The 24,497-nt window shown below is 72.2% G+C and carries 27 protein-coding genes and 1 pseudogene; 16 read left to right on the top strand and 12 right to left on the bottom strand.

Annotation, left to right across the window (positions count from 1 at the left end; genetic code table 11):
* Position 1: 1 nt before the first annotated feature.
* On the bottom strand, positions 2 to 217 hold the full coding sequence (locus ACTJK8_RS26240; RefSeq protein ID WP_012317798.1) for a hypothetical protein: 216 nt from the start codon (positions 215 to 217) through the stop codon (positions 2 to 4).
* A gap of 428 nt (positions 218 to 645) precedes the next feature.
* Here ACTJK8_RS26240 and ACTJK8_RS26235 point away from each other — a divergent pair, with 428 nt between their 5' ends.
* From ACTJK8_RS26235 to ACTJK8_RS26225, 3 genes are read left to right on the top strand one after another with little or no spacing between them, the layout of a single operon-like run.
* Positions 646 to 1,776, top strand: coding sequence for a S1C family serine protease (locus ACTJK8_RS26235; RefSeq protein WP_012317797.1), 1,131 nt, complete (start codon positions 646 to 648; stop codon positions 1,774 to 1,776).
* Entirely contained in the window at positions 1,773 to 2,039 is a 267-nt protein-coding gene (locus ACTJK8_RS26230) for a hypothetical protein (RefSeq protein ID WP_012317796.1), read from the top strand. Before ACTJK8_RS26235 ends, ACTJK8_RS26230 begins: the two co-directional genes overlap by 4 nt.
* A gap of 3 nt (positions 2,040 to 2,042) precedes the next feature.
* Complete coding sequence (locus ACTJK8_RS26225; protein ID WP_012317795.1) at positions 2,043 to 2,804, top strand: DnaJ domain-containing protein; 762 nt, start codon at positions 2,043 to 2,045, stop codon at positions 2,802 to 2,804.
* Between the two features lie 105 nt (positions 2,805 to 2,909).
* On the opposite strand, the gene ACTJK8_RS26220 is transcribed toward ACTJK8_RS26225, so the two are convergent.
* A complete protein-coding gene (locus ACTJK8_RS26220; RefSeq protein WP_029361563.1) occupies positions 2,910 to 4,379 on the bottom strand; it encodes a D-alanyl-D-alanine carboxypeptidase in 1,470 nt (489 codons plus the stop codon).
* 336 nt (positions 4,380 to 4,715) lie between these two features.
* Here ACTJK8_RS26220 and ACTJK8_RS26215 point away from each other — a divergent pair, with 336 nt between their 5' ends.
* From ACTJK8_RS26215 to ACTJK8_RS26195, 5 genes and pseudogenes are all read left to right on the top strand, one after another.
* Positions 4,716 to 5,063 (top strand): phasin family protein, encoded by a 348-nt coding sequence (locus ACTJK8_RS26215; protein WP_012317793.1) that lies wholly within the window; start codon positions 4,716 to 4,718, stop codon positions 5,061 to 5,063.
* Positions 5,064 to 5,268: 205 nt separating this feature from the next.
* Complete coding sequence (gene clpS, locus ACTJK8_RS26210; RefSeq protein WP_043073192.1) at positions 5,269 to 5,655, top strand: ATP-dependent Clp protease adapter ClpS; 387 nt, start codon at positions 5,269 to 5,271, stop codon at positions 5,653 to 5,655.
* 38 nt (positions 5,656 to 5,693) lie between these two features.
* Positions 5,694 to 8,181 (top strand): annotated as a pseudogene (gene clpA / locus ACTJK8_RS26205) (ATP-dependent Clp protease ATP-binding subunit ClpA).
* Between the two features lie 92 nt (positions 8,182 to 8,273).
* A complete protein-coding gene (locus ACTJK8_RS26200; protein WP_012317790.1) occupies positions 8,274 to 8,558 on the top strand; it encodes a hypothetical protein in 285 nt (94 codons plus the stop codon).
* Between the two features lie 61 nt (positions 8,559 to 8,619).
* Entirely contained in the window at positions 8,620 to 9,918 is a 1,299-nt protein-coding gene (locus ACTJK8_RS26195; RefSeq protein ID WP_024830962.1) for a flavin monoamine oxidase family protein, read from the top strand.
* 22 nt (positions 9,919 to 9,940) lie between these two features.
* Here the strand turns inward: ACTJK8_RS26195 and ACTJK8_RS26190 are convergent, their stop codons facing one another.
* The 3 genes from ACTJK8_RS26190 to egtB are packed head-to-tail and all read right to left on the bottom strand — an operon-like array spanning position 9,941 to position 13,294.
* Positions 9,941 to 11,005, bottom strand: coding sequence for an adenylate/guanylate cyclase domain-containing protein (locus ACTJK8_RS26190; protein ID WP_012317788.1), 1,065 nt, complete (start codon positions 11,003 to 11,005; stop codon positions 9,941 to 9,943).
* A 27-nt stretch (positions 11,006 to 11,032) separates the two neighbouring features.
* Positions 11,033 to 12,007 carry an L-histidine N(alpha)-methyltransferase gene (gene egtD / locus ACTJK8_RS26185; protein WP_012317787.1) on the bottom strand — a complete coding sequence of 325 codons (975 nt, stop codon included), beginning with the start codon at positions 12,005 to 12,007 and terminating at the stop codon, positions 11,033 to 11,035.
* A gap of 18 nt (positions 12,008 to 12,025) precedes the next feature.
* Positions 12,026 to 13,294, bottom strand: a complete 1,269-nt coding sequence (gene egtB, locus ACTJK8_RS26180) for an ergothioneine biosynthesis protein EgtB (protein WP_116656945.1) — start codon at positions 13,292 to 13,294, stop codon at positions 12,026 to 12,028.
* 298 nt (positions 13,295 to 13,592) lie between these two features.
* Between egtB and murI the strand changes: the two genes are divergently transcribed.
* Positions 13,593 to 14,468, top strand: a complete 876-nt coding sequence (murI, locus tag ACTJK8_RS26175; protein WP_012317785.1) for a glutamate racemase — start codon at positions 13,593 to 13,595, stop codon at positions 14,466 to 14,468.
* Between the two features lie 152 nt (positions 14,469 to 14,620).
* Here murI and ACTJK8_RS26170 read toward each other — a convergent pair whose 3' ends face one another.
* On the bottom strand, positions 14,621 to 14,818 hold the full coding sequence (locus tag ACTJK8_RS26170) for a hypothetical protein (protein ID WP_012317784.1): 198 nt from the start codon (positions 14,816 to 14,818) through the stop codon (positions 14,621 to 14,623).
* 422 nt (positions 14,819 to 15,240) lie between these two features.
* A complete protein-coding gene (locus ACTJK8_RS26165; protein ID WP_012317783.1) occupies positions 15,241 to 15,453 on the bottom strand; it encodes a hypothetical protein in 213 nt (70 codons plus the stop codon).
* Positions 15,454 to 15,711: 258 nt separating this feature from the next.
* Between ACTJK8_RS26165 and ACTJK8_RS26160 the strand changes: the two genes are divergently transcribed.
* The 4 genes from ACTJK8_RS26160 (at position 15,712) to ACTJK8_RS26145 (ending at position 18,070) form a co-directional block, all read left to right on the top strand.
* Positions 15,712 to 15,924, top strand: a complete 213-nt coding sequence (locus ACTJK8_RS26160) for a hypothetical protein (protein WP_012317782.1) — start codon at positions 15,712 to 15,714, stop codon at positions 15,922 to 15,924.
* Positions 15,925 to 16,030: 106 nt separating this feature from the next.
* On the top strand, positions 16,031 to 16,288 hold the full coding sequence (locus ACTJK8_RS26155; protein ID WP_012317781.1) for a hypothetical protein: 258 nt from the start codon (positions 16,031 to 16,033) through the stop codon (positions 16,286 to 16,288).
* Positions 16,289 to 16,426: 138 nt separating this feature from the next.
* On the top strand, positions 16,427 to 17,068 hold the full coding sequence (locus ACTJK8_RS26150) for a DUF47 domain-containing protein (protein ID WP_012317780.1): 642 nt from the start codon (positions 16,427 to 16,429) through the stop codon (positions 17,066 to 17,068).
* A 15-nt stretch (positions 17,069 to 17,083) separates the two neighbouring features.
* Positions 17,084 to 18,070 carry an inorganic phosphate transporter gene (locus tag ACTJK8_RS26145; protein ID WP_012317779.1) on the top strand — a complete coding sequence of 329 codons (987 nt, stop codon included), beginning with the start codon at positions 17,084 to 17,086 and terminating at the stop codon, positions 18,068 to 18,070.
* Between the two features lie 30 nt (positions 18,071 to 18,100).
* Here ACTJK8_RS26145 and ACTJK8_RS26140 read toward each other — a convergent pair whose 3' ends face one another.
* From ACTJK8_RS26140 to ACTJK8_RS26125, 4 genes are all read right to left on the bottom strand, one after another.
* Positions 18,101 to 18,421, bottom strand: coding sequence for a GCG_CRPN prefix-to-repeats domain-containing protein (locus tag ACTJK8_RS26140; RefSeq protein ID WP_024830966.1), 321 nt, complete (start codon positions 18,419 to 18,421; stop codon positions 18,101 to 18,103).
* A gap of 66 nt (positions 18,422 to 18,487) precedes the next feature.
* On the bottom strand, positions 18,488 to 18,751 hold the full coding sequence (locus ACTJK8_RS26135; protein ID WP_012317777.1) for a GCG_CRPN prefix-to-repeats domain-containing protein: 264 nt from the start codon (positions 18,749 to 18,751) through the stop codon (positions 18,488 to 18,490).
* Between the two features lie 181 nt (positions 18,752 to 18,932).
* Positions 18,933 to 20,306, bottom strand: a complete 1,374-nt coding sequence (locus ACTJK8_RS26130) for a sensor histidine kinase (protein WP_053621944.1) — start codon at positions 20,304 to 20,306, stop codon at positions 18,933 to 18,935.
* Complete coding sequence (locus ACTJK8_RS26125) at positions 20,306 to 21,040, bottom strand: response regulator (RefSeq protein ID WP_012317775.1); 735 nt, start codon at positions 21,038 to 21,040, stop codon at positions 20,306 to 20,308. The genes ACTJK8_RS26130 and ACTJK8_RS26125 overlap by 1 nt, the downstream gene beginning before the upstream one ends.
* 149 nt (positions 21,041 to 21,189) lie before the next feature.
* Between ACTJK8_RS26125 and ACTJK8_RS26120 the strand changes: the two genes are divergently transcribed.
* The gene (locus tag ACTJK8_RS26120) at positions 21,190 to 22,269 is read left to right on the top strand and encodes a tartrate dehydrogenase (RefSeq protein WP_053621945.1); all 1,080 of its coding nucleotides are present in this window, start codon (positions 21,190 to 21,192) and stop codon (positions 22,267 to 22,269) included.
* 25 nt (positions 22,270 to 22,294) lie between these two features.
* Here the strand turns inward: ACTJK8_RS26120 and ACTJK8_RS26115 are convergent, their stop codons facing one another.
* A complete protein-coding gene (locus ACTJK8_RS26115) occupies positions 22,295 to 23,350 on the bottom strand; it encodes a zinc ribbon domain-containing protein (protein WP_058608166.1) in 1,056 nt (351 codons plus the stop codon).
* A 268-nt stretch (positions 23,351 to 23,618) separates the two neighbouring features.
* Here ACTJK8_RS26115 and ACTJK8_RS26110 point away from each other — a divergent pair, with 268 nt between their 5' ends.
* Positions 23,619 to 24,071: a hypothetical protein gene (locus tag ACTJK8_RS26110; protein WP_024830970.1), complete on the top strand. Its 453-nt coding sequence runs from the start codon at positions 23,619 to 23,621 to the stop codon at positions 24,069 to 24,071.
* Between the two features lie 4 nt (positions 24,072 to 24,075).
* Positions 24,076 to 24,495: a thiol-disulfide oxidoreductase DCC family protein gene (locus ACTJK8_RS26105; RefSeq protein ID WP_116656942.1), complete on the top strand. Its 420-nt coding sequence runs from the start codon at positions 24,076 to 24,078 to the stop codon at positions 24,493 to 24,495.
* The last annotated feature ends 2 nt before the right edge of the window (positions 24,496 to 24,497 follow it).

The raw sequence follows: 24,497 nt of genomic DNA, 5'->3' as shown, positions 1-24,497 counted from the left end.
GTCAGTTCAGATAGGTGCGGATCCAGTTCGGCGAGAGGATCTCGCCCTCTTCGGTGATGATCCAGGGCTGCTTGGCCGGGTCGGCCAGGGCGCCGGCCGCGGCGGCGATCGCCTCCCGCAGGGTCTGGTAGCGCTCGGGCTGCGCGAGCGGGGCGCTCGCCGGGGCCGTGCGCCAGATCGTCAGATCCGCGGGCCGTTCCAGAGCTTCGGTTTCCATCTGTACTCGTCCTTCCGAACCGTTTTGGACCGTTCAGACCGCCGCCGCCGGGCTCTGCCGAGGGGCCGCGGCGATCGATGGTCTGAGCGTCAATGCAAGCATCTCTGCGGCAGCTTTGCGATCAATTCGGGCGGTTTTCGAAACCAGCATCCGGTGCCGAGGCAGGAGTCCGGGCGCGGCTCGGTGTTCCATGTCCGTATTGAGCGCAACTGAGCTGCCCTGGACTTGCGAGAATTGTGGCTCCTGAATGATGACCATTCCGTTAGCCAGTCTGCGCCGGTCGCCGACGTGCGCCAGAACACGTCAGGGGCCTGTCGGCGGCGGTGCCCCTCTGTGTTGACGCCCCGATCCTGAACGCGCACTTAAGGCTCCGCCCGTCGCGGGCCCGCCCGCGCGCGTTCCCGCGCGCCCATGCATCGGAGACACCCGTGCCGGATCGTACCGTGCGCATCCTGTTCGCCGCGGTCGTGGTCCTGCTGGCGCTCTACGTCGCCCAGCCCTACCTGCAGCCGCTGCTCTACGCGGCCGACACCCCCCGGGCCGTGACGGCCCGCGGCGATCTGGCGCCGGCCGAGGCCTCGACGGTGGCGCTGTTCGAGCGCGCGAGCCCGTCCGTCGTTCACGTTTTCGCGCAGAGCGCCGCCCAGAACCGCGACTTACTCGACCTCGACGACCAGGGCGGCGAGCAGGGCGGGACCCAGACCGGCACCGGCTTCGTCTGGGACGGCGCCGGCCACATCGTCACCAACACCCATGTCGTGCAGAACGCCGCGCGGAGCGGCGGCTCGGTCTCGGTCCGGATGAGCGACGGCGAGGTCGTGCCCGCCACCCTCGTCGGGATGGCGCCGTCCTACGACCTCGCGGTCCTGCAGCTCGGGCGGGTGCGGAACATGCCGCCGCCGCTGGCGATCGGCACCTCGGCGGATCTCAAGGTCGGGCAGTCGGCCTTCGCCATCGGCAACCCGTTCGGCCTCGACCACACGCTGACGACCGGCGTCATCAGCGCCGTGCGGCGGCGGATGCCGACGAGCGAGGGCCGCGAATTGTCCGGCGTGATCCAGACGGACGCGGCGATCAACCCCGGCAATTCCGGCGGCCCGCTCCTCGATTCAGCGGGCCGGCTGATCGGGGTCAACACCGCCATCGTGTCGCCGTCCGGCGCCAGCGCCGGGATCGGGTTCGCGATCCCCGTCGACGTGGTGAACCGGATCGTGCCGGAGCTGATCAAGGCCGGACGGGTGCGCAATCCCGGCATCGGCATCATCGCCGCCCAGGAGGCGGCCACCGCGCGGCTCGGCATCGACGGCGTGGTGATCGTGCGGGTGCTGCCCGGCTCCCCGGCCGCGCAGGCCGGCCTGCGCGGCGTCGATCCGCAGACCGGCGACATCGGCGACGTGATCGTCGAGGCCAATGACCGCCCCGTCCACCGCCTCGCCGACCTGACGGCGGCCATCGAGGAGGCCGGCCTCGGCGCCGGCGTGACCCTCAAGGTCGAGCGCGATGGCCGGATCCGGCAGGTCCGCGTCACCACCGCCGAGGTCGCGGAGAACCGGCGATGACGCACCCGAACCGCCGCCTGACCCTGCCCCTGCCCCTGCTGCTGATCCTCGTCGCCGGCGCCGCGCAGGCCGGCGAGGTCCCCACCCGCGCGCGCCTCTGCCCGGAGAACCTCCCCGAGGGCGTGCGCCTGCCGCCGCAGCCCGGCTGCGACACCGCGACCCGCCCGCCGAGGCCGTCCCGGCCGGGGCACTTCGATCTCGGCGACGGCACGAGTATCCGGATCGGCGGGAGCGCGTCGGCCATCTACGGCGTGCGGCGCTGAGCGATGGCGCTGTTCGCCGGCCTGCTCGCCTGCCTGACCCTGTGGTGGCTCTCGAAGAACTCGGGCGGCCTCGGCCGTCGGCTGCGCCGCGGTCTCCGGGCGGGCCTCGACGCCGCCCGCGGGCGGGCGCGTCTGCCGACCTTCGGCGCCTTCGCGCTGCTCGCCGCGGGGTTCCTGCTCCTGCGCGGGAACATCGTCCTCGCGGCGCTGCTCGGGCTCAGCGGCGTCTGGATGATCGAGGGTCAGGCGGCCATGACCGCGCGGCTCCGCCGCCTGATCCAGCCGCGATCCGGCGACCGCCCCCGCGACCCGCAGGACCGCCGCTTCCGCACGGTCCTGATCGACGCCCTCCTGCGCCCGGACGGCAGCCTGCGCACCGGCCGCGTCATCGCGGGGCCGGGCGCCGGCGCGTGGCTCGACAGCATGCCCACCGGGGCCGTGGTCGAGCTGCTGCGGCACTGCCGGATCCGCGACGCCGCGGGCGCCGCCCTGCTAGAGCCGTATCTCGACCGCCGGGCGCCCGGATGGCGTGTAGACGCTGAGGGCGATCGCGACCCGCGGCCGCGCCGCCCGCCGCACCCAGGGACGATGACGCAGGAGGAGGCGTACGAGATCCTGGGGCTTCAGCGCGGGGCGACCGCTGAGCAGATCCGGTCGGCCCACAGGTCTCTCATGAAGCGCGCCCACCCCGACCAGGGCGGCAGCGCCGAGGGAGCGGCGCGCGTCAACGCGGCCCGGGACAGGCTTCTGAACCGACATCGCTGAACTCCACGCGCGTTGTCAGAGAGATACCGATCGTCGGCCGCGGGCGAACTCGGTCGCGGCCGTTCCGTATCCGGCGCGCGGGCGCGCCGTCGGGTCTCGCGGGCCTCAGCTCCGGGTGGCGAAGCAGCTGAAGCCGCTGCGCTTCAGGGCCGAGCAGGCCTCCTGGGCGGAATCCTGCTCGGCGAAGCCCGAGAAGCGGGCGCGGAACAGCGTGGTGCCGCCGTGCTCGACCTTGACCGTGTACGGCGCCGCCTTCGACAGGCTGCCGCCGACCTTGGCGCGCGCCTCCGAGAGCATCGAGCGGGCCTTGCCCTCGTCGTCCATGGCGCCGAGCTGGATCACCCAGGCGGTCGGCACGACGCGGGCGCCGGAGACCGCCTTCGGCGGCTCGTCGCGCTCGAGGGAGGCCACCCGGGCCGTGGACTTGGACGCGCCCGGGAAGGGCGGCTGGGCGTTGCCGCCGCCGGCATAGGCCTGGGCCGCCTTCGGGATCGCCTGCGGGCCCGGCTTCCAGGTGCCGCCCGGCGTCGTCGTCTTGGAGGGAGACAGGTCGAGGGGCTCGCCGGTGGTGCCGGTGGTCTCGACGTCCTCGTCGTCCGCGGAGGCGACCTGCGTGCGGGTCCGCGAGACCGCGTCGGCGACGACCGCCGGGCGGGCGCGCTCCGCGACCTCGGTGACCGGCGCCGAGATCCGGGCACCGGCATAGGCGCGCGGCAGGCTGGATCGGACGAGGTCGGCCATGATCCGGTCGCGGCCCGCTCCGGACTTGCCGCCCAGCACGATCGCCACGATCTGGCGGCCCTCGGACTTCGCCGCGGTCATCAGGTTGAAGCCGGAATCGCGGGTGTATCCGGTCTTGATCCCGTCGACGCCCTGGACATTGCCCAGCAGGTGGTTGTGGTTGCCGATCACGCGCCCGCGGAACGCGAAGGACCGGGTCTGGAAGTAGCGGTAATAGTGGGGGAAGCGGTCCTGGATCGCCCGGGCCAGCACGGTCAGGTCGCGGGCGGTGGTGAGCTGCTCCGGATCGGGCAGGCCCGAGGCGTTGGCGTAGTGGGTCCGGCTCATGCCGAGGGCGTGGGCCTTCGCGGTCATCATCTGGGCGAAGCGCTCCTCGGAGCCGGCGATGTTCTCGCCGATCGCGCAGGCCACGTCGTTCGCCGACTTCGTCACGATCGCCTTGATGGCGTCCTCGACCGAGATGGTCTGGCCGGGGCGCAGGCCGAGCTTCGACGGTGCCTGGGCGGCGGCGTGGGCCGAGATGGTCAGATCGGAATCGAGGGCGAACTTGCCCCGCTCCATCTGCTCGAACAGCAGGTAGAGCGTCATCACCTTGGTGATGGAGGCCGGGTGCCGCAGCGCGTCCTCGTTGACCGCGTGCAGCGTCTTGCCGCTCTTCACGTCCACGACCATGGCGGCGTAGGGCGGGTTGTAGCCGCCGGCCGCGCGGGCGTGGTGGTGGTGCCGGCCGCGCCGGGCCTCCGCCGGCGAGGCCAGTGCCGTCAGGACCGCGGCCGCCAGGATCGCGGCCGGGAGCGCTGGAATCGATCGAGAGCGGCCTACTACGCTACGCATCACGCCTGATTGCCTCGCGAGACCGGTCCGGCCGGTCGTATCCCCTGCGGAGCCTCCCGCCGATCGCGTGGCCCCGCTGCATCAGTGGAGAGTTAGGCAAGTGCAGTTACAGGCCCGTTAATGCGGTCGCGGCGAATGCCGGATCGTGTCGTCCCTGCCATCGCTTACCGGTCGTCCCCGACCCGCTGTCGCCGCGCGGCCATCGCCAGCCGGCTCCTGGCAGGGGGCTTACCGGCCCGAGCTTGACGCTGGCTGTCGTGCCGCACACTCTCGCGGCGGTCCGAAACGGCCGGTCGCCCATGGCCAGCCGGCTCGGCTGCGGTCCGGAGATCGGCGATGCAGAGACCCCCTGCCCTTCCTCTGGGCCCGGCCGTCCTCGGGTTCGGCACGCCGCTGCGGCGGTTCGGGATCGCGAGCCGGGCGGCCCAGTCCCTCGGCATCGAGTATCTCGACTCGTTCAAGAAGGCTCTCGACGACCTCGGCGCCACCTGGGGGGCGCTGGCGGCGGCCCGCAGCCCGACCGAGATCCTGGCGGTGCAGACCGCGTACCTGCACCGGGCCGGAGAGCGCGCCGCGGCCCGCTCCGCCGCCGCCGGCGACGCGCTGCTGGGCCTGAGCGGCGAACTCCTGCGGCCGAGAGCGGGGTCGCCGGCGCCCGCGGCCCGTCCTGGCCCGACACGCTAGCGGGTCGGCGGTCATGCGCCGAAGACGCGCCGTGCGGGGCGGACAAGTGCGCACAGGCGTCTGGCGAAGTCGGCTCACCGTCTGTAGATTGATCGGCGCGGAGCTGAGCGCTGCTCCCGGCAGGCCAGGATCAGGATCGGCCGTCAGGGCCGGCGGCGCCCGCTCCGAGCGAGGGATCGGTTCGACGCACATGACACAGGTCCCCATGCAGGGCACCGCGACTTCGACGAGGGACCACCGGCCGGCGCGCATCGCGATCACGGCATCCGGTTCGCGCGCCCCCGGGGGCGACGACCGGTCCAACACCGCGATCATCACGCGGACCAAGCCGCGGACAAAGCGGCCCAGCCTGTACCGGGTACTCCTTCTGAACGACGACTATACGCCGATGGAGTTCGTGGTCCTGGTGGTCGAGCGGTTCTTCAACAAGAGCCACGAGGACGCCTACCACATCATGATGCACGTGCATCAGAACGGGGTCGGCGAGTGCGGGGTCTTCACCTACGAGGTGGCGGAGACCAAGGTGACGCAGGTCATGGACTTCGCGCGCAAACACCAACATCCTCTCCAGTGCGTTATGGAAAAGAAATAGGCGCCGCTCGCGGTAGGCACGAAGGACAGAGGCCAGCTTTGCCAAGCTTCTCACGCAGCCTAGAACAAGCCCTCCACCGCGCCCTGGCGCTCGCCNGGCGAGCGCCGGCACGAATACGCGACGCTGGAGCATCTCCTGCTCGCCCTGGTGGATGACCAAGATGCGGCCGCGGTCATGCGCGCCTGCAACGTCGAGATCGACACGCTCAAGCGCAGCCTGGTCGACTACGTCGACACCGAGCTCTCCAACCTCACCGGCGACGGCCGTCAGGACGCCAAGCCCACGGCCGGATTCCAGCGCGTCATCCAGCGCGCGGTGATCCACGTCCAGTCCTCGGGCCGCGAGGAGGTGACCGGCGCCAACGTGCTGGTGGCGATCTTCGCCGAGCGCGAGAGCCACGCCGCCTACTTCCTGCAGGAGCAGGACATGACCCGCTACGACGCGGTCAACTACATCAGCCACGGCATCGCCAAGCGGCCCGGCGCCTCCGAGGCGAAGCCGGTGCGCGGCGCCGACGAGGAGGGCGCCTCCGAGCGGCCGAGCGACGACGGCGATCCCCGCGGCGCCAAGAAGAAGGGCGACGCGCTCGACGCCTACTGCGTCAACCTCAACAAGAAGGCGCGCGACGGCAAGATCGACCCGCTGATCGGCCGCGAGAGCGAGGTCCAGCGCACCATCCAGGTGCTCTGCCGGCGGCAGAAGAACAACCCGCTGCTCGTGGGCGATCCCGGCGTCGGCAAGACCGCGATCGCCGAGGGGCTGGCGCGCAAGATCATCCAGCACGAAGTGCCGGAGGTTCTGGCCGACGCGACCGTCTTCTCCCTCGACATGGGCACGCTGCTCGCCGGCACCCGCTATCGCGGCGACTTCGAGGAGCGCCTCAAGCAGGTGATGAAGGAGATCGAGGCGCACCCGAACGCCATCATGTTCATCGACGAGATCCACACGGTGATCGGCGCCGGGGCGACCTCGGGCGGGGCCATGGACGCGTCGAACCTGCTGAAGCCTGCCCTGGCCTCCGGCACGCTGCGCTGCATCGGCTCGACCACCTACAAGGAGTACCGCCAGTACTTCGAGAAGGACCGCGCCCTGGTGCGCCGGTTCCAGAAGATCGACGTCAACGAGCCGTCGATCCCCGACACGATCGAGATCGTGAAGGGCCTGCGGCCGTACTTCGAGGAGTTCCACAAGCTCAAGTACACCACCGAGGCCGTGAAGGCCGCGGTGGAGCTGTCGGCCCGCTACATCAACGACCGCAAGCTGCCCGACAAGGCGATCGACGTGATCGACGAGACCGGTGCCTCGCAGATGCTGGTGCCGGAGGCGCGCCGCAAGCGCACCATCGGCATCAAGGAGATCGAAGCGACCATCGCCACGATGGCCCGGATCCCGCCGAAGACCGTCTCCAAGGACGACGCGGTGGTGCTCCAGCACCTGACCGAGAACCTGAAGCGGGTGGTCTACGGCCAGCCGAACGCCATCGAGGCCCTGACCTCGGCGATCAAGCTGGCCCGGGCCGGCCTGCGCGACCCGGACAAGCCGATCGGCTCGTACCTGTTCGCGGGCCCGACCGGCGTCGGCAAGACCGAGGCCGCCAAGCAGCTCGCCGCTTCGCTCGGCGTCGAGATGCTGCGCTTCGACATGTCGGAGTACATGGAGCGCCACACGGTGAGCCGCCTGATCGGCGCGCCCCCCGGCTACGTGGGCTTCGACCAGGGCGGCCTGCTCACCGACGGGATCGATCAGCACCCGCACTGCGTGCTCCTCCTCGACGAGATCGAGAAGGCGCATCCGGACCTGTTCAACATCCTGCTGCAGGTGATGGACCACGGGAAGCTGACCGACCACAACGGCAAGCAGGTCGATTTCCGCAACGTCATCATCATCATGACGTCGAATGCGGGCGCGTCCGATCTGGCCAAGGCCGCCTACGGCTTCACGCAGTCGAAGCGCTCCGGCGACGACGTCGAGGCGATCAACCGCCTGTTCGCGCCGGAATTCCGCAACCGGCTCGACGCGATCATCTCGTTCGGCCACCTGCCGAAGGAGGTGGTGGCGAAGGTGGTGGACAAGTTCGTCCTCCAGCTCGAGGCGCAGCTCGCCGACCGCAACGTCACGATCGAGCTCTCCGACGAGGCTCGGGACTGGCTGGTGGAGCACGGCTACGACGACGCGATGGGCGCCCGGCCCATGGCCCGGCTGATCCAGTCGACCATCAAGACGCCGCTCGCCGACGAGGTCCTGTTCGGCCGGCTGAAGGACGGCGGCGCGGTGCGCGTGGTCGTCCGCAAGCCGGAGGACGGCGAGGCCAAGACCGGCGCGAAGGACGGCCTGACCTTCGAGTTCCCGGCCGGCCCGGTCACGCCCAAGCCCGAGAAGGACGTAACCAACGCCGCCAAGCGTCACAAGCGCGCCAAGCCCCGCACCGCGTCCCGGAAGAAGACGCCGAAGGACAACAAGGGTGGCGGCGGCAGCTCGGGCGGCGGCGTCCGGACCGTGCCGAAGGTGCCACTCGTGCGCGCCTAATGCTGTGCGTGCCGGCCGGCGGCCTTCCGGACTCGGGGGCCGCCGGTCTATGACCGCCGCGACGCGCATGCGCCGCGGCGAGGAGGCGCCCGATGACTGACAACCTGCACGAGGGACCTCTGTCCCCCGTCGCGCAGCCGGCGCCCCCCAAGAAGCTCACCCGGCGCGAGGAGCGGCGCCGGCGTCGCCAGCGGCGCCGCCGCGGCGAGGAGGTGCTCGCCTGGGTGCTCGTGCCGTTCATCTGCTTCGGCATCTACTGGGGCATCGCCGCCGGCTTCGACTTCTTCGGCACCTCGCCGGGCCAGGTCTGGGACCAGCTGATGCAGGTCAAGGCCATGATGGAGAAGCGCTCGGGCAGCCAGGGCGCGCGCGGGTAGCGCGCCGCGCAGCCCGCGCGCGGAGGCCGACGCCTCCGGACGGATCCGCGCGGGCGCGTTCATGACACCGACTCGACGATCGCTTCTCGCTGCTCCCCTCCTGGCGATGCCGGCCCTCCGCGGCCGGGCCAGCGGCGGACCCGTGGTCGTCGTCGGCGCCGGAGCCGCCGGGCTTGCCGCGGCCGCCCTCCTGCGGGCCGCCGGGCAGAGTTTCATCCTCGTCGAGGCGCGGGAGCGGATCGGCGGCCGCGCCTTCACCGACCGGGCGCTCGGCGCCGCGTGCCGGTTCGACGCCGGCGCCGAGTACATCCACTGGGCCGAGCGCAACCCCTGGGCCCCGATCGCCCGGGCGGCGCAGGCGCCCGTCGCCCGCGAGGACGGCTGGGCGCGCAAGCTCGTGATCGACGGCCGTCCCGCCACCGCCGCCGAGGCGGCGCAGCGGCGCGCCGGCTTCTCCGGCCTCGACGCGCTGCTCGCCCCGAAGGCCGGCGACCCGTCCCTGGCGGAGGCGGCCCGGGCCGGCGGTCCGGACGCCGCCACGGCCGCGGCCGGTCTGAGCCGGCTCTCCCTCGGCGAGGATCCCGAGCGGGTCTCGGCCGTCGACTACGACCGGCTCTGGTCCGGCTCCGACCTGTGGATCGACGGCTACGGCGACCTCGTGGCGCGGCACTTCGCCGACCTCCCGGTCAGCCTCGGCTGCCCCGTGCGGGCGATCGACTGGTCGGGCCGAGGGGTCCGGGTCGAGACGGCGCGGGGCACGATCGCGGCCGCCGCCGCGATCGTCACGGTGCCGGTCGGCGTGCTCAAGGCCGGGGCCGTGGCGTTCACGCCGGCCCTGCCGGAGGCCGCCCGGACGGCGCTCGACGGCCTGTCGATGGGCGCCTACACCAAGATCGGCCTGCGCCTCGACCCGGCACGCCTCGACGGAGCCGCCCTCGGCGACGCGGTCTCGGCCGCGACGGGCGGACCGACCATGTACTTCGAGATGCAGCCCTTCGGCCGGTCCCTGGCGGTGGCCAATCTCGGGGGCGACTTGGCGCGGGACCTGTGCCGGGCCGGCGAGGCGGAGGCGGTGGCGCTCGCCACCGAGCGACTCGTCGCGGTGCTCGGCGGCGGCGCCCGGAGCGCCGTCGAGGCGGGCCGCCTCGCCGGCTGGTGGACGGACCCGCACGCGCGGGGCTCCTACTCGATCGCCGCCCCCGGCCACGCGGAGGCCCGCGACCGCCTGCGCGCGCCGGTGGGCGGGCGCTTGTTCTTCGCCGGCGAGGCGTTGGCTGGCGGCGGCGCCATGACGGTCGGCGGGGCGACGCTCGACGGCGAGCGCGCCGCGCGGGCGGTGCTGAAGGCGCTGGGCGCCTGAGCGGCCGTCCGCCGCGGCCGGATCAGGCCGTCGCGGCGCGGCCCGGCAGCGGCCGCACCGGCGCCGCGACGGCGACCCGGCGCCGGACCGCCGCCACGGCCAGGGGCTCGGCGCGGCCGCGCAGGGCGTGGCTGCCGAGATCCTCCGCCACGAGGTCGTCCGGCAGCGGCCCCATCCGGGCGAGGAGGTCGGCCGAGACGAGGACGTCGACCCCCAGGGTCTTCGACAGCGCCTCCAGCCGGGCCGTCGTGTTCACGACGTCGCCGAAATACGCGATCTTGTGCCGCTCCAGCCCGATCTCGGCGGTGACCACCGGCCCGCAATGCAGCGCCGCGCGGAACTGTGGCACCTGTCCGAAGCGGCCGCGCCAGTTCTCCGCCTCGGCGGCGAGCCGCTCCTGGAACGCGAAGACGCAGCGCAGGCAGGCGGCGTCGCGCAGGCCCCGCTCCATCGTCCAGGTCACCAGCGCCAGGTCGCCGACGTAGTCATCGATGGAGCCGCGGGCGCGCGCCACCGGCAGGGCCAGGGCGTTGAAGACCTGCCCGAGATAGGCCTGCGCGGCCCGGTCGCCGTACCGGTCGGCGAAGCGCGTCGACCCCGTCACGTCGAGGAAGAGGAAGATCCGCTCCTCGCTGATCGGCCGGTGGTAACGCCCGATCAGCAGGTTGGCGAAGACGCCGGGGCCGATCAGGTCGCGGACCCGGAACACGAACACCACCAGGGCCGAGATGCCGAGCGCGTAGAGCAGGCCGGACTGCGACATCAGCATCGCGTTCCGCTCGCTGTACATGAACCGGAACAGCTGGTTCAGCACCGTGCTGGCCACGGCGTTCCCGACGACGATGAGCGCGATGTAGAGCGCGACCGTCGCGAGCAGGAACAGCGGCGTCGCGAGGCCGCGGACGCGGTCGCGCAGGCCCGGCGCCAGCAGCCGGCGCTCGTAGAGCAGGATCGGCGTGCCGATGATCGCGCCGCGGATCGCCGTGCCGGTCAGCGGGGCGATCCCGAAGATCGCCCCGTAGAGCAGTCCCGCCAGGGCGCCGAGACCCGGCGCCACCAGCAGGAACCAGCGCGGGCTGAAACGCATGGGTCGCGTCCCCTGCCCGGCCGACCCTCAGTCCAGCCGGAGCGCGTGGACCGAGAACAGCTGCTCCGGGTCCGTCCAGACCGTCAGCCACGTCCAGCCGGCGCGCTCGGTGAGCGCCCGGAACGTGGCCGGCGTGTACTTGTAGCTGCTCTCAGTGTGGATCGTCTCGCCCGCCGCGAAGCGGAAGGTGTCGGCGCCGACCCGCACGGCCTGCGCGTCGCGGGCCACGAGATGCATCTCGATCCGCGACGCGTCGGTGTTGAACACCGCCCGGTGGCTGAAGGCGCCGGGCTCGAAGCGGCCGGCGAGCTCCCGGTTGATCCGGGTCAGCAGGTTGAGGTTGAAGGCCGCCGTGACGCCCTGCGCGTCGTCGTAGGCGGTCTCCAGCACCGCGGCGTCCTTCACGAGGTCGACGCCCACGATCATGTGGGCGCCCGGCCCCAGGATCCGGCCGAACCGGCGCAGCAGCGCCTCGGCCTCGTGCGGGTCGAAATTGCCGATGGTCGAGCCCGGGAAGAACCCGGCGCGCGGCAGGCCGTTCAGGCTCTCCGGCAGGTCGAAGTCGCGGGTGAAGTCGGCGACGACCGGCTCGACCCGCAGGTCGGGGAAGTCGCCCCGCAGGGCCTCCGCCTGCCCGCGCAGGAACTCGCCCGAGACGTCCACCGGCACGTAGGCGGCCAGCGTGTCGAGATGGTGCAGGAGCCGGCGCAGCTTCACGGTCGAGCCGCTGCCGAACTCCACCAGCGCCGCGTGGGCCGGCAGCAGCGCGGCGATCTCGGGGCCGCAGGCCTCGAGGATGCCGATCTCCGTGCGGGTCGGGTAGTATTCCGGCAACTGCGTGATCGCCTCGAACAGCGCGGAGCCGGCCGCGTCGTAGAAGTATTTCGGCGACAGGGCCTTCTGGGGCTTCGAGAGGCCCGCGCGGACGTCGTCGAGGAAGCTCAGCGGCGGCGCGTCCAGCGTGACCGGCGTCGCGTCGGTGAAGGTGGGCTTGATGGTCAAGGGCGGCTCCGGGGCGCGTCAGGCGGCATCGGCGAGGCGCAGGCCCGTGAACTGCCAGCGCTGGTGCGGATAGAAAAAGTTGCGGTACGGCAGCCGGGCATGGCCCTCGGGAGTCGCCACCGACGAGCCCCGCAGCACGAACTGGTTGGCCATGAACTTGCCGTTGTACTCGCCGAGCGCGCCCGGGAGTGGCCGGTAGCCCGGATACGGGACGTAGGCGCTGCGGGTCCATTGCCAGACGAGGCCGAAGGCGTCCGGCAGGCCGCCGTCGCGGGCCGCGACCTCCCACTCGAACTCGGTCGGCAGGAAGCGGCCGGCCCAGCGGGCGTAGGCGTCAGCCTCGTAGTAGCTGACATGGGTGACGGGCGCGTCGAGGTCCACGGGGCGCTCGCCGCCCAGCGTCATGGTCGCCCACCCCTCTCCGATGCGGCGCCAGTATCCGGGAGCCTCCCAGCCCTCCGCCGGCCCGGCGTACCAGCCGTCCGAGAGCCACAGCTCCGGCTTGGCGTAGCCGCCATCCTCCATGAAGGCGAGCCACTGGCGGTTGGTCACGAGCGCCCGATCGATCCGGCCGGCCGGGATCAGCGTCTCGTGCCTCGGGGATTCGTTGTCGAACGAGAAGCCCTCCCCCGCGTGCCCGATCCAGGCGATCGCGCGGTCGAGCGTGACTTGGCCGTCCTGCGCCGCCGCCTTCGGGAACCGCCAGTCCGGGTCGTAGGCCGGGTTGAGCGGGTTCTGCGCGAAGGCGTGCAGGATGTCGGTGAGGAGGAGCTCTTGGTGCTGCTGCTCGTGGTAGAGGCCGATCTCCAGGATCGGCAGCACCGCCTCCAGGGCGCGCTCGGAGGCCTGGCCCAGCAGGGCCTCGACGGCGCGGTCGATATGGGCCCGGTAGGCGGCGACCTCCGCCATGGTCGGGCGGGTGATCATGCCGCGCTGGATGCGCGGCTGACGGGGACCCGCCGCCACGTAGTACGAATTGAACAGATAGTGCAGCCGCGCGTCGTAGATCGCGTAGCCCGGCAGGTGCTCCCGGAGCAGGAACTGCTCGAAGAACCACGTGACGTGCGCCCGGTGCCACTTGGTCGGGCTGGCGTCGGCCATGGACTGGACCTGCTGATCCTCCGGGGAGAGCGGCGCGGCGCGGCGCTCGGTCTCGCTCCGGACCTGCCGGTAGGCGGCGATCCAGGCGGCCCGGTCGATCGGCCGGGCGGTGACCGGCGGCGGCGGGAAGGCCGGTGCCGCAGGGTCGCGTGTCTCGTCCGGGCGCAGTGCGGCTGTCGCTGCCATGACGATGGTCCCTTGTTTCGGGCCTGACCGAGAACCGTCTTCTCGACCTTGGCCGGCGCGCAGAAGATATGTTCCGGCCGTGCTCCGACAACCTCTGCGACAGCGCTCTTCCGCGACAGGGGGCTCGCTCGACGTCGAGGTCGGGCGGCCACCTGCGCGTCCCCGGCTTCTTCGCCGCGGCCGCGCGGCGGTTAACGGAACGGGTTGGGGATCACGGGTCTTTCTCTCGCCGCAGTGAGACTGCCTTAACCCTCGCTGCCGAGATTTTGGGACGCTCTTCGAGGAGTCCGGGGTTCTCATGCGGATCGATCTGATGGCCGGGGCCAGCCTGTCCGCCGCCGCGCTGCGCTGCGCCGCCGAGCCGACCATCCTGGTGTTCGATTCCGGCCTCGGCGGCCTGACCGTTCTCGACGCCGTGCGCCGCGCCCGCCCGGACGCCCGCTACGTCTACGTGGGCGACGACGCGGCCTTCCCGTACGGCCGGCTCTCGGAGGCGACCCTCGTCGCGCGCGTCCTCACGGTGATGGAACGGCTGGTCGCGACCCACCGGCCCGACCTCGTGGTGATCGCCTGCAACACCGCCTCGACGCTGGTCCTCCCGGCTCTGCGCCAGCGCTTCACCACGCCCTTCGTGGGGGTCGTGCCGCCGATCAAACCGGCCGCCGAGGCGACGCGCTCGCGGCTCGTCACGCTGCTGGCGACGCCCGGCACGGTGGCGCGCTCCTATACCCACGACCTGATCGCGACCTATGCCGGCACCTGCGCGGTGACGCTGGTCGGCTCGCAGAACCTCGCCGGCTTCGCGGAGGCCGAGCTCGCGGGCGCGCCGGTGGACGACGCCGCCCTCGCCGCCGAGATCGCCCCCTGCTTCGTCGCCGAGGCCGACGGGCGGCGCACCGACGTGGTCTGCCTCGCCTGCACCCATTACCCGCTGCTGCTACCGCGCCTCCAGGCGGTGGCGCCCTGGCCGGTCACCTGGATCGACCCGGCGCCCGCCATTGCCCGGCGCGTGGTGCAGCTGATCGGCCCCCGCCCCCGCGAGGCGGACCGGCACGGCTCGGCGCTCGGCGCCTTCACGGCCGGCACCTGCCTGACCGATGCCCTGCGCGCGGCCCTCGCCGACCGGGGCATCGGCGACGTCGCCGTCGAGGCGGTCCCGCTGCCGATGCAGTGAGGCGCCGCGGCGCCTCGCGTCCTGCCAGGAACTCGATCGATCAGGACTCGATCGGGGCGTGACCGGCTCAGCCCGGCAGGTCTCTCGCTGCGCCGCTTCGGCCGGACAGGTCGCTCGGGTGCCGCGTAGGGCGTCCTCCGAGAGGGCGCTGCCTACCGAGTGGTGTGCTCACCCGCGGTCTGCGCCGTCGCGACCGGGGCCGCGGCCGCGTCTGCCTCGGCGGGGACGACGAGATGGACGAACAGCATGCCGGCCGCGACGATCAGCGCGAGGGCGAGGATGCGCCACAGCTCCAGGATCGGCTCCTGCGCCGGGGCATCCTGAGTCACTCGGTTCGTCTCGCTCGGCATCGCTTCCGCTTTCCCGCCTCTGACAACCCGGATCGGACACCCGGAGGATGAACGCTTCGTAAAACCCGCCCCGATCGGGCCGGCCCGCGACGACGGCGCTGGGCGCGGCGTCGGGATCGTCGCCGCCACCGCGAGGCACCGGGAGCGGACGCTGGCGATCGCCACGCCGATCCGGGCGCTGTCGCAGCGGAATGGGGCCACAGCAGGACGGGCTCGGTTCCGCGGCGTGCGGTGCCGCACCGGGCGACGCTGCGGTCGGGGTGCGGTCTCTGTCTCGAGGCCGAGCGGAGGCAGCACCCCGTCATCCCGGGGCCGCGTCGCGGAGCCCGGGCGCCGGATCCGCCGGATTGTCCCGGTCGTCCGGGCCGGAGATGCCTGTCTGCCGGATCGATCTTCTCGCCCGCGGGGCCGCTCCGGCGGGCCTACGCGGCGACCGGCAGGGCCGCGACCTCGCAGCTGTCGGCGCGCAGGCGCCAGTCGACCACCCGGGCGTCGGCGCAGAGAAGCGCCTTGGCCTGCCAGACGGCCGACACCTCCGACGACGCCCGGACCAGGATCGAGCGCTGCCGCACCCGGTGCTCGTGGCCAGTATCGTCCGCGACGGTCTTGTAGAAGGTGACGCGATAGAGGCGCATGGTTCGGGCTCCGGTCTGGCGCGGGGATCGTCGGAGACCTGGGCGGCGCGCGCATTGATCCCGCGCAAGGACAGATCCTGCGCAAGGACACGGCGCCCGCGTCGACCCTGGGCGGTCGAGGTGACGCAATCAGTTGTCGACAGTTGAATACCGCTCGATACAGAGCGTTGATTGCACTACCGGGAATGTTCTAGCTTCCTCCACGATCGTGCGCGTCCCCGAGTGGTCCGCGGCGGGGCTCCGGTCCGGGAGTGCCTGATGTTCGAGAGTGTGTTCTGGGGCGCGGTACTCGTCGCGCTGATCGGGTCAGCCGCGCTGGTGGCGATCGGCGCCAGCGTCCAGCCGCGGTTGGGTCGCAAGATGGACGTGGACGCGCGCCTCTCCGATTCCCGCCGGACCTTCGGGCGCAAGCGGCGCTGGGCGCGCCCGCCGCGGACAACGCGGCGCCTCCGCCTGCTCCCCCTGCGGTGACGGGCGCTGCACCAAAGACGTACATCTCCCGCCGACGGCCCGCGTGATAGCCTCCGATCGACTGCGGAAATGCAGTGTTCACGCCGGGCTGGAGGGATCGGTACTGATGAGCGTGCGTCAGATTTGTGATCAGGTTCGGATCGCCGAGCAGGCGTTCACCGCCGCGCTCGGCAACATGAAGGCCACAGGCCTGCGCGAGGCGCTGACCCGCGAGCTGCAGGAGATGGAGAGCGCCGAGATCGACGCCGGTCAGGACGCGGCCTCGGCGCGGTCGGCCTCGTGGAAGCGGGTGAAGATGCTGCACGGGCTCGGCTACCCGGTCGATTTCGGCTGGCTTCACGCCGCCGCCAGCCCGGCCCGCTGAGCGGGGCCGGCCGCCGGCCGGCGATGCTCCCGACGGATTGTTTGCCGGCTTCCGGATCGGGTCGGCGCTTTCGCCCGTTGTGCCTGCCGGGTGTTGTCGCACCCGGCCGACGCGCCGACCTCTCGATCCGGACACGACATGCTGGCTTGGTTTCGCGCCCTGATGCCGCGGGAGGACCGGTTCTTCGACCTCTTCGAGCGCCACGCGCGAACGCTCGAGGATGGCGCGGCCGCGCTGCGTTCCCTTCTCGACGGGACTCAGGCCGTGCCGGCGGCCTACGCGGCGATCGCGGCCCACGAGGACGCGGCGGATGAGATCACCCGGGAGGCGCTGCTGGCGGTCCGCCGGACCTTCATCACGCCGTTCGACCGCGGCGACATCCAGGCCCTGGTCGGCTCCCTCGACGACGCCATCGACCAGATGCTCAAGACCGCCAAGGCGGTCCAGCTCTTCGAGGTCAGCACCTTCGAGCCGGCGATGCGTGAGATGGGCGCGGTCATCCAGGAAGCCGCACAGGTCACCGCCGAGGCGCTGCCGAAGCTGCGGGCCCTCGGCGAGAACGCCGCCGCGCTAAACAGCCTGACCGAGCGCGTCATCGAGCTGGAGGGGCGGGCCGACGACCTGCACAATGACGGCCTGAAGGCCCTGTTCAAGGCCTCGGGGCGGGACCCCATGGCCTTCCTCGTCGGGTCCGAACTGTACGGCCATCTGGAGAAGGTCATGGACCGGTTCGAGGACGTGGCGAACCAGATCAGCAGCATCGTCGTCGAACATGTCTGAGCCGCAGGTCGCCGCGTGACGCTCCTCGTCGTCCTCATCGTCCTCGCCCTGGTCTTCGACTTCCTGAACGGGCTGCACGACGCCGCCAACTCCATCGCCACCATCGTGTCGACGCGGGTGCTGGCGCCCCGCTACGCCGTGTTCTGGGCGGCGTTCTTCAACTTCGTCGCCTTCCTGGTCTTCGGCCTGCACGTCGCCGGCACGGTGGGCTCGGGCATCATCGACGTCGCCACGGTGGACGACCGGGTCATCATGGGCGCCCTCGGCGGCGCCATCACGTGGAACCTCGTCACGTGGTACGCCGGGATCCCGTCCTCCAGCTCCCACGCCCTGATCGGCGGCCTGCTGGGCGCCGGCATCGCCAAGGCGGGAGTCGGCGTGATCGTCTGGCCCGGCGTCATCGCCACCAGCGCCGCCATCGTCCTCTCGCCGGCCCTCGGCTTCGCCCTGGGGCTGCTGCTGATGCTGGCCGTCTCGTGGATCTTCGTCCGCGCGACGCCGCACGCCGTCGACCGCCTGTTCCGGGGCCTGCAATTCGTCTCGGCCTCGCTCTACTCGCTCGGCCACGGCGGCAACGACGCCCAGAAGACCATGGGCATCATCGCGGCCCTGCTCTACGCTCACGGCGAGAGCGGGGCCTTCCACGTGCCGCTCTGGGTGGTGCTGTCCTGCCAGACCGCCATGGCCCTCGGCACCCTTCTGGGCGGCTGGCGCATCGTCCACACGATGGGCTCGAAGATCACGCGGCTGTCGCCCATGCAGGGCTTCTGCGCCGAGACCGGCGGCGCCGCGACGCTGTTCGCCGCGACCGCCTTCGGCATCCCGGTCTCGACCACCCACACGATCACGGGCGCCATCGTCGGCGTCGGCGCGGCGCGGCGGGTCTCGGCGGTCCGCTGGAACGTCGCGCAGGGCATCGTGATCGCCTGGGTGATCACGATGCCGGCCGCGGCCCTGGTCGCGGCCCTGACCTACGCGGCGTCGGGGCTCGTCCTGCCATAGGGGACGGGCGCGGCCGGATCCGGCACCGGTTCACCAGCGATGGCGCCAGCCGCCATGATGCCAGCCGCCGTGCCATCCCCCATGCCAGCCGGCATGGCGGAACCCGCCCCAGCGATAGCCGCCCCACGCGAACCGCCGGTGCCAAGGGTAGCGGTAGCCGTAGTGCCACCGATAGCCGACCCGCGGATAGACCGGGACGTAGACGAACGGCCGATAACCGAGATTCGGGCGGCACCAGCCGTAGGGATTGCGGTGAAAGCCGGGACCGCAGCCGTCGCGCGCCTCGGCGCTCGAACCGGCCATCAGAACCCCAGCGGCGAGCGCCACGGGCATGACGAGGGTGCGGATCATGACTCAACTCCAGCGAAGTCTCGACGGGAGTCCGGCCGCGGGGCCGGGCGAGGAACGGGGGGCGGCTCAGTTCGGCCAGCAACGGCGCCCATAGGGACCGATGTGGAAGCCCGCCGGGCACGAGCGGCCGCGAACGTAGCCGCCCCACTGGCCGCCGGTGCGGCAGCCGCCGTAGGGGCCGCGATGCCCGTAGGGACCGCAGCCGCCGTAGACCTGGATGATCCGGGCGCCGTCGGCCCCGTCGGAGACCGCGTCCTGAACCAGCGGCAGCGCCGAGGCGGGGACCGCGAGGCCGACGAGGAGCGCGGCCGGGACGAGAACCTTCAACATCGATGATCTCCTTCCGCTCGATCGGGCAGTCCGGCCTTGAGCCGACCGCCGCCGCCGGGGCGGAGGATCCGCCGCGGCGTGTGAGCGAAGGTTCGTCCGCGCGCGCTTCCCGGATGTGACCGGGCCGCGCCGTCCTGTAACGATGTGTAACGGCCGGTTGCCTGCTCGTTGCCGCCCGCGTTCAGGACAGGCTCGGCAGGGTCACGACGAGCCGCGCGCCGCCTTCCGCACCGGCCTCCGCCACCACCGTGCCGCCGTGGGCCTCGGCGATCTGCCGGCTGATGGCGAGGCCGAGGCCGGTCCCGCCGGTCTGCCGGCTGCGCGAGCGCTCGACCCGGTAGTACGGGCTGAACACCGCCGTCCGCTCGGCCTCGGGAATGCCCGGCCCGTCATCCTCGACCACGATCCGGCAGACCGTCCCGGCCCGGCTCACCGCCACCGCCACCGAGGAGCGCCCGAACTTGACGGCGTTCCCGATCAGGTTGGCGACGACCCGGCGCAGGGCGACCGCGTCGCCGGCCACCGTGGCGTCCCGCACCTCCTCGCCGGTCAGGCTGATCGTGGCGCCCTGCGCGGCGTGCTCGGCCACCTCGACGGCGACGAGATCGGCGAGGTCCACAGGCGCCCGCGTCGCCTCGACCGCGGTGCCGCGGGCGAATCCCAGCGACGCGTCGATCAGCTCGGTCATGGCGTCGAGATCCGCCACCAGCTTGTCCCGGAGCGTCGGCTCCGCCACCGCCTCCGCGCGCAGGCGCAGCCGGGTCAGGTAGGTCTTGAGGTCGTGCGAGATGGCGCCGATCAGCAGCGAGCGCTCGGCCATGAGGCCCGCGATCCGCTCCTGCATGCCCTGCACCGCCTGGGCGAGGCGCCGGATCTCCGGCGCGCCCCGGGGCGCGCTCACCCGCTCCGGGGCGCGGCCGTCGAACCGGGTGACCGCGTCGGTCAGGCGCCGCAGCGGCGCGAGTTCGTGGCGCGTGCCGACCAGGACGAGTCCCGCCGCCGCGGCGCCCAGCACCGCCACCCAGAGGCTCAGCGGCTGGCCGAACAGCCACGGCATGAGCGAGCGATGGTGCTGGGCCGCGGTGATCACCGCGTACCGGCCGTCGGGCAGCCGGTAGGTCGCCAGCGCGAGGCGCCCGACCGGTCCGGTGCGCTCCGCTGGGTCGATGTTGGCCGGATCGACGCCGCGGCGCAGCAGGGCGGCGTCGGTGTAGGCCTGGACGCGGCCGGCCGGCTCCGCCGTCATCCGGCGAAGCCGGGCTTCGAGGTGGGGCTCGCGGATCAGGTCGGTCGTCTCGGGCGACGCGTCGACGATCTCCGCCCGCAGCACCTCGCCGCTCACCGCCCTCAGGATGGCCGGTCGCTGGGCGGGATCCGCGTCGCGCAGCAGCGTCATGATGCCGGCGGCCTGATCGACCCGCGGGAAGCGCGAGCCGGTGGGCCACCGCTCCTCCCGGCGCTGCCAGTGATCCAGGGCCACCGTGGCGAGGACGAGGAGTGAGAGGGCGCCCAGCAGGAGCAGCATGATGCGCCCGAGGAGCCCGATGCGGCCCATCACGGGGCTCCGGAGCGGACCGGGGCGGCGAGGATGTAGCCGGCGTTGCGCACGGTCTTGAGCAGGGACGCGGCCTGGCTGCCCGAGGCGTCGAGCTTGTGCCGCAGTCGGCTCACCTGGACGTCGATGGTGCGATCGAAGGCGTCGGCGGTACGGCCGCGGGTCCAGTCGAGGAGCTGGTCGCGCGAGAGCACACGCTGCGGCCGGGTGACGAAGCAGTGGAGCAGGTCGTACTCGGCGCTGGTCAGCGGGACCTCGGCGGCGGGCTCACCGGTGAGCACCGTGCGGGCCGCGAGATCGACCACGAGGTCGGCGACGCTCAGCCGCTCGCTCGCGGCCTCGGCGGCCTGGACGCCGGCGCCGTGGGCCCGTCGCAGGACCGCGCGGATCCGGGCCAGCAGGACCCGCGGGTTGAACGGCTTCGAGACGTAGTCGTCGGCGCCCATCTCCAGTCCCAGGACCCGGTCGATGTCCTCATCCTTGGCGGTCAGCATCACGATGGGTGGCCCGCCCGATTCACGCAGGCGGCGGCAGATGGACAGGCCGTCCTCGCCGGGCAGCATCCAGTCGAGGACGACGAGGTGCGGCGCGACGCCCGACGCGAGCAGGCGGTCGAGGGCCGCGCCACCGTCGAGGGCGACGGTGCGGAACCCCTCGCCCTCCAGGTAGCCGGCGAGCAGGGCCCGGATGTCGGGATCGTCCTCGACGATGGCGATGGTGGTGCCCTCGTGCATCGGGCGAGCATAGGGGCGGCGGACGGCACGGCAACGCGAAACTGCGCGGTGTCACAAAACGTTACACGTCCCGATCCGGACGCCGAGCCCGCGCCACCGTCAGGGTTCGCTTACTCGCCTCGCCCCCGAAGACGCTCGAGAAGACACCCATGACGAAGACCTACACCATCGCGGCCATTCCCGCGGACGGCATCGGCGTCGAGGTCATCGCCGCCGGCATCGAGGTGCTCGACGCGCTGGCCGAGAAGGCCGGCTCCTTCGCCTTCCGGTTCGACCATTTCGACTGGGGCTCGGACTACTACAAGAAGCACGGCGTGATGATGCCGGCCGACGGCCGCGAGCAGATCCGGAACCACGACGCGATCTTCTTCGGCGCCGTGGGGGCGCCGGACGTGCCCGATCACATCACCCTCTGGGGCCTGCGGCTCGCGATCTGCCAGCCCTTCGACCAATACGCCAATGTCCGCCCGACCCGGATCCTGCCGGGCATCACCAGCCCGCTGCGCAACGTCTCGGGTCCGGAACTCGACTGGGTGATCGTGCGCGAGAACTCGGAGGGCGAGTATGCGGGCGTCGGCGGCCGGGTCCACCAGGGCCATCCCAACGAGGTCGCCACCGACGTCTCGATGATGACCCGCTCGGGCGTGGACCGGATCATCCGCTACGCCTTCGAGCTCGCCCGCACCCGCCCGCGCAAGTTGCTCACCGTCGTCACCAAGTCCAACGCCCAGCGCCACGCCATGGTGATGTGGGACGAGATCGCCGCCGAGGTCGCGAAGGACTTCCCGGACGTGACCTGGGACAAGATGCTGGTCGACGCCATGACGATGCGGATGGTGACGAAGCCCGAGACCCTCGACACGATCGTGGCGACGAACCTGCACGCCGACATCCTGTCGGACCTCGCGGCGGCGCTCGCCGGGTCGCTCGGCATCGCACCGACCGCCAACATCAACCCGGAGCGGACCTTTCCGTCGATGTTCGAGCCGATCCACGGCTCGGCCTTCGACATCGCCGGCAAGGGCATCGCCAACCCGATCGCGACCTTCTGGACGGCGTGTCAGATGCTCGAGCACCTCGGCAAGAAGCCGGCGGCCGACCGGCTGATGCGCGCGGTCGAGCGGGTCACGGCGGATCCAGAGTTGCACACGCCGGACCTCGGCGGCACGGCGACGACCCGTCAGGTCACCGACGCGGTCATCGCGGCGATCCGGGGCGACAACGCCTGAGGCGCAACCGGGTGTCCGGGCGGCCTCAGGTCACCGCGCTCGCGAGATCCGGGCTCCGGGTGCCGCAGGCGCGGCAGAAGCGCTCGAAGGTGCTCTTGCGCTGCGCGCAGGACGGGCAGTGCGCGAAGATGCCGAGGCCGCAATGGGGGCAGAAGTTCGTGCTCGCGTCGTCGAGGGCGATCGGCCGCTCGCAGCCGGGGCACGCCTTCTTGGCGAGGCGCGCCAGGGCCTGGTCGGTGGCGATCTCGGTCCGCCGCTCGGCGTCCGGGCGCGCCTCCACCACCGCCTGCCGGGCGCGGTAGGCGTGCAGCGCGTTGATCGCCGCGCGACCCGCGACCAGCGTGACGATCACGCCGACGCCGTACTGCACGTAGCCGCCGTAGCTCGGCATGTAGGGGACGAGCTCGACGAAGAACGCGAAGGCCGCCGCGAAGGCGAAGCCCCACACGAACGGCCAGTTGCGGGTGCGGCGGCGTTTGAGCAGGAGCCATCCGGCGAGGGCCAGCAGCGGCAGCGTCAGGGCGAGGCGATAGCCGAAGACGCGCAGTTCCTGGCCGCGCTCGGCCGCGTCGAGCCGCGCCTGCGCCGCCGCCCGCAGATCGCTGTCCACGCGCAGCTGCGCCGCCTCGCGCTCCGACAGGTCGAGCCCCGTCCGCGCCAGGGCCGCGAGCCGCTCCTCGACGCTGCGCTCGGCGGCCTTCAGCGCGTCGAGCTGCTGGGTGCGCGCGACGAGCCCGGGATCCTGGTCGACCCGCTGGGTGGCGTCCCGAGTCTTCAGCCAGTTGGCGAAGGTCTCGCGCGCGCCCTCGGAGGCGGACTGCGCAGCCTCGAGGGCGAGCTGATCCTGCTCGACCTTCCGTCGGTTGTCGTCCTGCTCCCGGCGGATCTGCTTGAGGGCCTCGGCCGACGCCGTGCCCTGGTCGGTGTCGAGGAACTGGTCGAGGGTGTAGCGGTGCTCCACCTGCGGCAGATCGCCGACGACCAGCGATCCCAGCCCGATCAGGAACCACGCGAAGACGAGCGCGACGAGCCAGAGCGCCAGCGTGAACCAGCGTTCGGAGAGCCTTGAACCGGACCGCACGCGAATCGACCTCGCCGAAAACCGTAGCGGGTCCTTATATCCCGCGTCGCGTTCCGGGATACGCGGGCCGAACCTGAGGGGAGAGTGCCGCCACCGCGGACGGGCGGCTCCACCGGGGCCGCGAGCGCGATCGGCGGCATCCCGACAATCGGACCCCTCCGTACCCGGACGGGTGCGGCGTTGCGCCCGGGAACGTCGCCGAGCGCACCGCCTTTTCCGGCGGTGCGCTCGCGGGCCGCGCCGACCCTCCAACCGGGACTGACTCCACATGCTGACACTCGTGCGCGGATCGGCGACGCTCCTGGTTCTCCTGGCCGCAGGGCCGGCTCTCGCTCAGGGCAAGCCCCTGCCGCAGCCTGCCACCGACGCGATGCCGCCCGTGGAACTGACGATCAGCCTGAAGGACGGCAAGCCGGTCTGCGCCCCGGCCGAGCTCAAGCTTCCGGCCGACACCAACGTCGCGCTGAACATCGTGAGCAGCGCCGACGCGCCGGTCACGATCACCGCGCCCGGGCAGTTCGAGAACGGCCTCGTGCTGCACGCCGACGGCGACCTGGTGCATGTCGCCAGCGAGAAGGGCTACACGGTCAAGCAGAACGGGAAGGGCACGCTGCGCCTGCGGACGATGAAGGCCGGGCAGGAAGAGTACGCCTGCACCAGCACGCGCAACGCCGACGCGCCCTTCAAGGGCAAGCTGGTCCTGAGCCCGGCGGCGAACTGAGACCGTGGGCACCGGCGCGGCCACGGCCGACGAACGCTCCGACGGGCCGCTCAGCGTCTACTACGACGGCGGCTGCCCGCTGTGCCGCGCCGAGATCGACCAGTATCGCCGATGCGCCGGCGCGGGCCAGATCGCCTTCGTCGATGTCGGCCGCGGAGCGACCGAGCCGGTGCTCGGCCCGGATCTCGACCGGGATCGGGCCCTGCGGCGCTTCCACGTCCGGACCGCGGACGGGCAGCTGATCTCCGGTGCGGCCGCGTTCGCGCGCCTCTGGCGGACCCTGCCCGGCTGGCGCTGGCTCGGCCGCGTGGTCGACCTGCGCGTCCTGGGCGCGCGCCCGGTGCTCCCGCTCGCCGAATTGGCCTACCGGCTGTCCCTGCCGCTGCGGCCGCGCTTGGCCCGGCTGATCGCCCGCCTGCGGTGAGC

The organism is Methylobacterium sp. 22177, assembly GCF_052045615.1.
Lineage (GTDB): Bacteria > Pseudomonadota > Alphaproteobacteria > Rhizobiales > Beijerinckiaceae > Methylobacterium > Methylobacterium radiotolerans.
Note: the sequence above shows the minus strand (reverse complement) of the source record. Positions and strands in the feature narration are given on the sequence as shown.

Bases quoted from the DNA above. Each gene is read 5' to 3' on its own strand.
- ACTJK8_RS26200 (WP_012317790.1), top strand. From the start codon at position 8,274: ATGACTGACAACCTGCACGAGGGACCTCTGTCCCCCGTCGCGCAGCCG.
- clpS (WP_043073192.1), top strand. From the start codon at position 5,269: ATGCAGGGCACCGCGACTTCGACGAGGGACCACCGGCCGGCGCGCATC.
- ACTJK8_RS26215 (WP_012317793.1), top strand. From the start codon at position 4,716: ATGCAGAGACCCCCTGCCCTTCCTCTGGGCCCGGCCGTCCTCGGGTTC.
- ACTJK8_RS26130 (WP_053621944.1), bottom strand. From the start codon at position 20,306: ATGGGCCGCATCGGGCTCCTCGGGCGCATCATGCTGCTCCTGCTGGGC.
- ACTJK8_RS26190 (WP_012317788.1), bottom strand. From the start codon at position 11,005: ATGCGTTTCAGCCCGCGCTGGTTCCTGCTGGTGGCGCCGGGTCTCGGC.
- ACTJK8_RS26160 (WP_012317782.1), top strand. From the start codon at position 15,712: ATGTTCGAGAGTGTGTTCTGGGGCGCGGTACTCGTCGCGCTGATCGGG.
- ACTJK8_RS26240 (WP_012317798.1), bottom strand. From the start codon at position 217: ATGGAAACCGAAGCTCTGGAACGGCCCGCGGATCTGACGATCTGGCGC.
- murI (WP_012317785.1), top strand. From the start codon at position 13,593: ATGCGGATCGATCTGATGGCCGGGGCCAGCCTGTCCGCCGCCGCGCTG.
- ACTJK8_RS26170 (WP_012317784.1), bottom strand. From the start codon at position 14,818: ATGCCGAGCGAGACGAACCGAGTGACTCAGGATGCCCCGGCGCAGGAG.
- ACTJK8_RS26225 (WP_012317795.1), top strand. From the start codon at position 2,043: ATGGCGCTGTTCGCCGGCCTGCTCGCCTGCCTGACCCTGTGGTGGCTC.
- ACTJK8_RS26110 (WP_024830970.1), top strand. From the start codon at position 23,619: ATGCTGACACTCGTGCGCGGATCGGCGACGCTCCTGGTTCTCCTGGCC.
- ACTJK8_RS26165 (WP_012317783.1), bottom strand. From the start codon at position 15,453: ATGCGCCTCTATCGCGTCACCTTCTACAAGACCGTCGCGGACGATACT.
- ACTJK8_RS26220 (WP_029361563.1), bottom strand. From the start codon at position 4,379: ATGCGTAGCGTAGTAGGCCGCTCTCGATCGATTCCAGCGCTCCCGGCC.
- ACTJK8_RS26230 (WP_012317796.1), top strand. From the start codon at position 1,773: ATGACGCACCCGAACCGCCGCCTGACCCTGCCCCTGCCCCTGCTGCTG.
- ACTJK8_RS26120 (WP_053621945.1), top strand. From the start codon at position 21,190: ATGACGAAGACCTACACCATCGCGGCCATTCCCGCGGACGGCATCGGC.
- ACTJK8_RS26195 (WP_024830962.1), top strand. From the start codon at position 8,620: ATGACACCGACTCGACGATCGCTTCTCGCTGCTCCCCTCCTGGCGATG.
- ACTJK8_RS26125 (WP_012317775.1), bottom strand. From the start codon at position 21,040: ATGCACGAGGGCACCACCATCGCCATCGTCGAGGACGATCCCGACATC.
- ACTJK8_RS26135 (WP_012317777.1), bottom strand. From the start codon at position 18,751: ATGTTGAAGGTTCTCGTCCCGGCCGCGCTCCTCGTCGGCCTCGCGGTC.
- ACTJK8_RS26140 (WP_024830966.1), bottom strand. From the start codon at position 18,421: ATGATCCGCACCCTCGTCATGCCCGTGGCGCTCGCCGCTGGGGTTCTG.
- ACTJK8_RS26155 (WP_012317781.1), top strand. From the start codon at position 16,031: ATGAGCGTGCGTCAGATTTGTGATCAGGTTCGGATCGCCGAGCAGGCG.
- ACTJK8_RS26150 (WP_012317780.1), top strand. From the start codon at position 16,427: ATGCTGGCTTGGTTTCGCGCCCTGATGCCGCGGGAGGACCGGTTCTTC.
- egtB (WP_116656945.1), bottom strand. From the start codon at position 13,294: ATGGCAGCGACAGCCGCACTGCGCCCGGACGAGACACGCGACCCTGCG.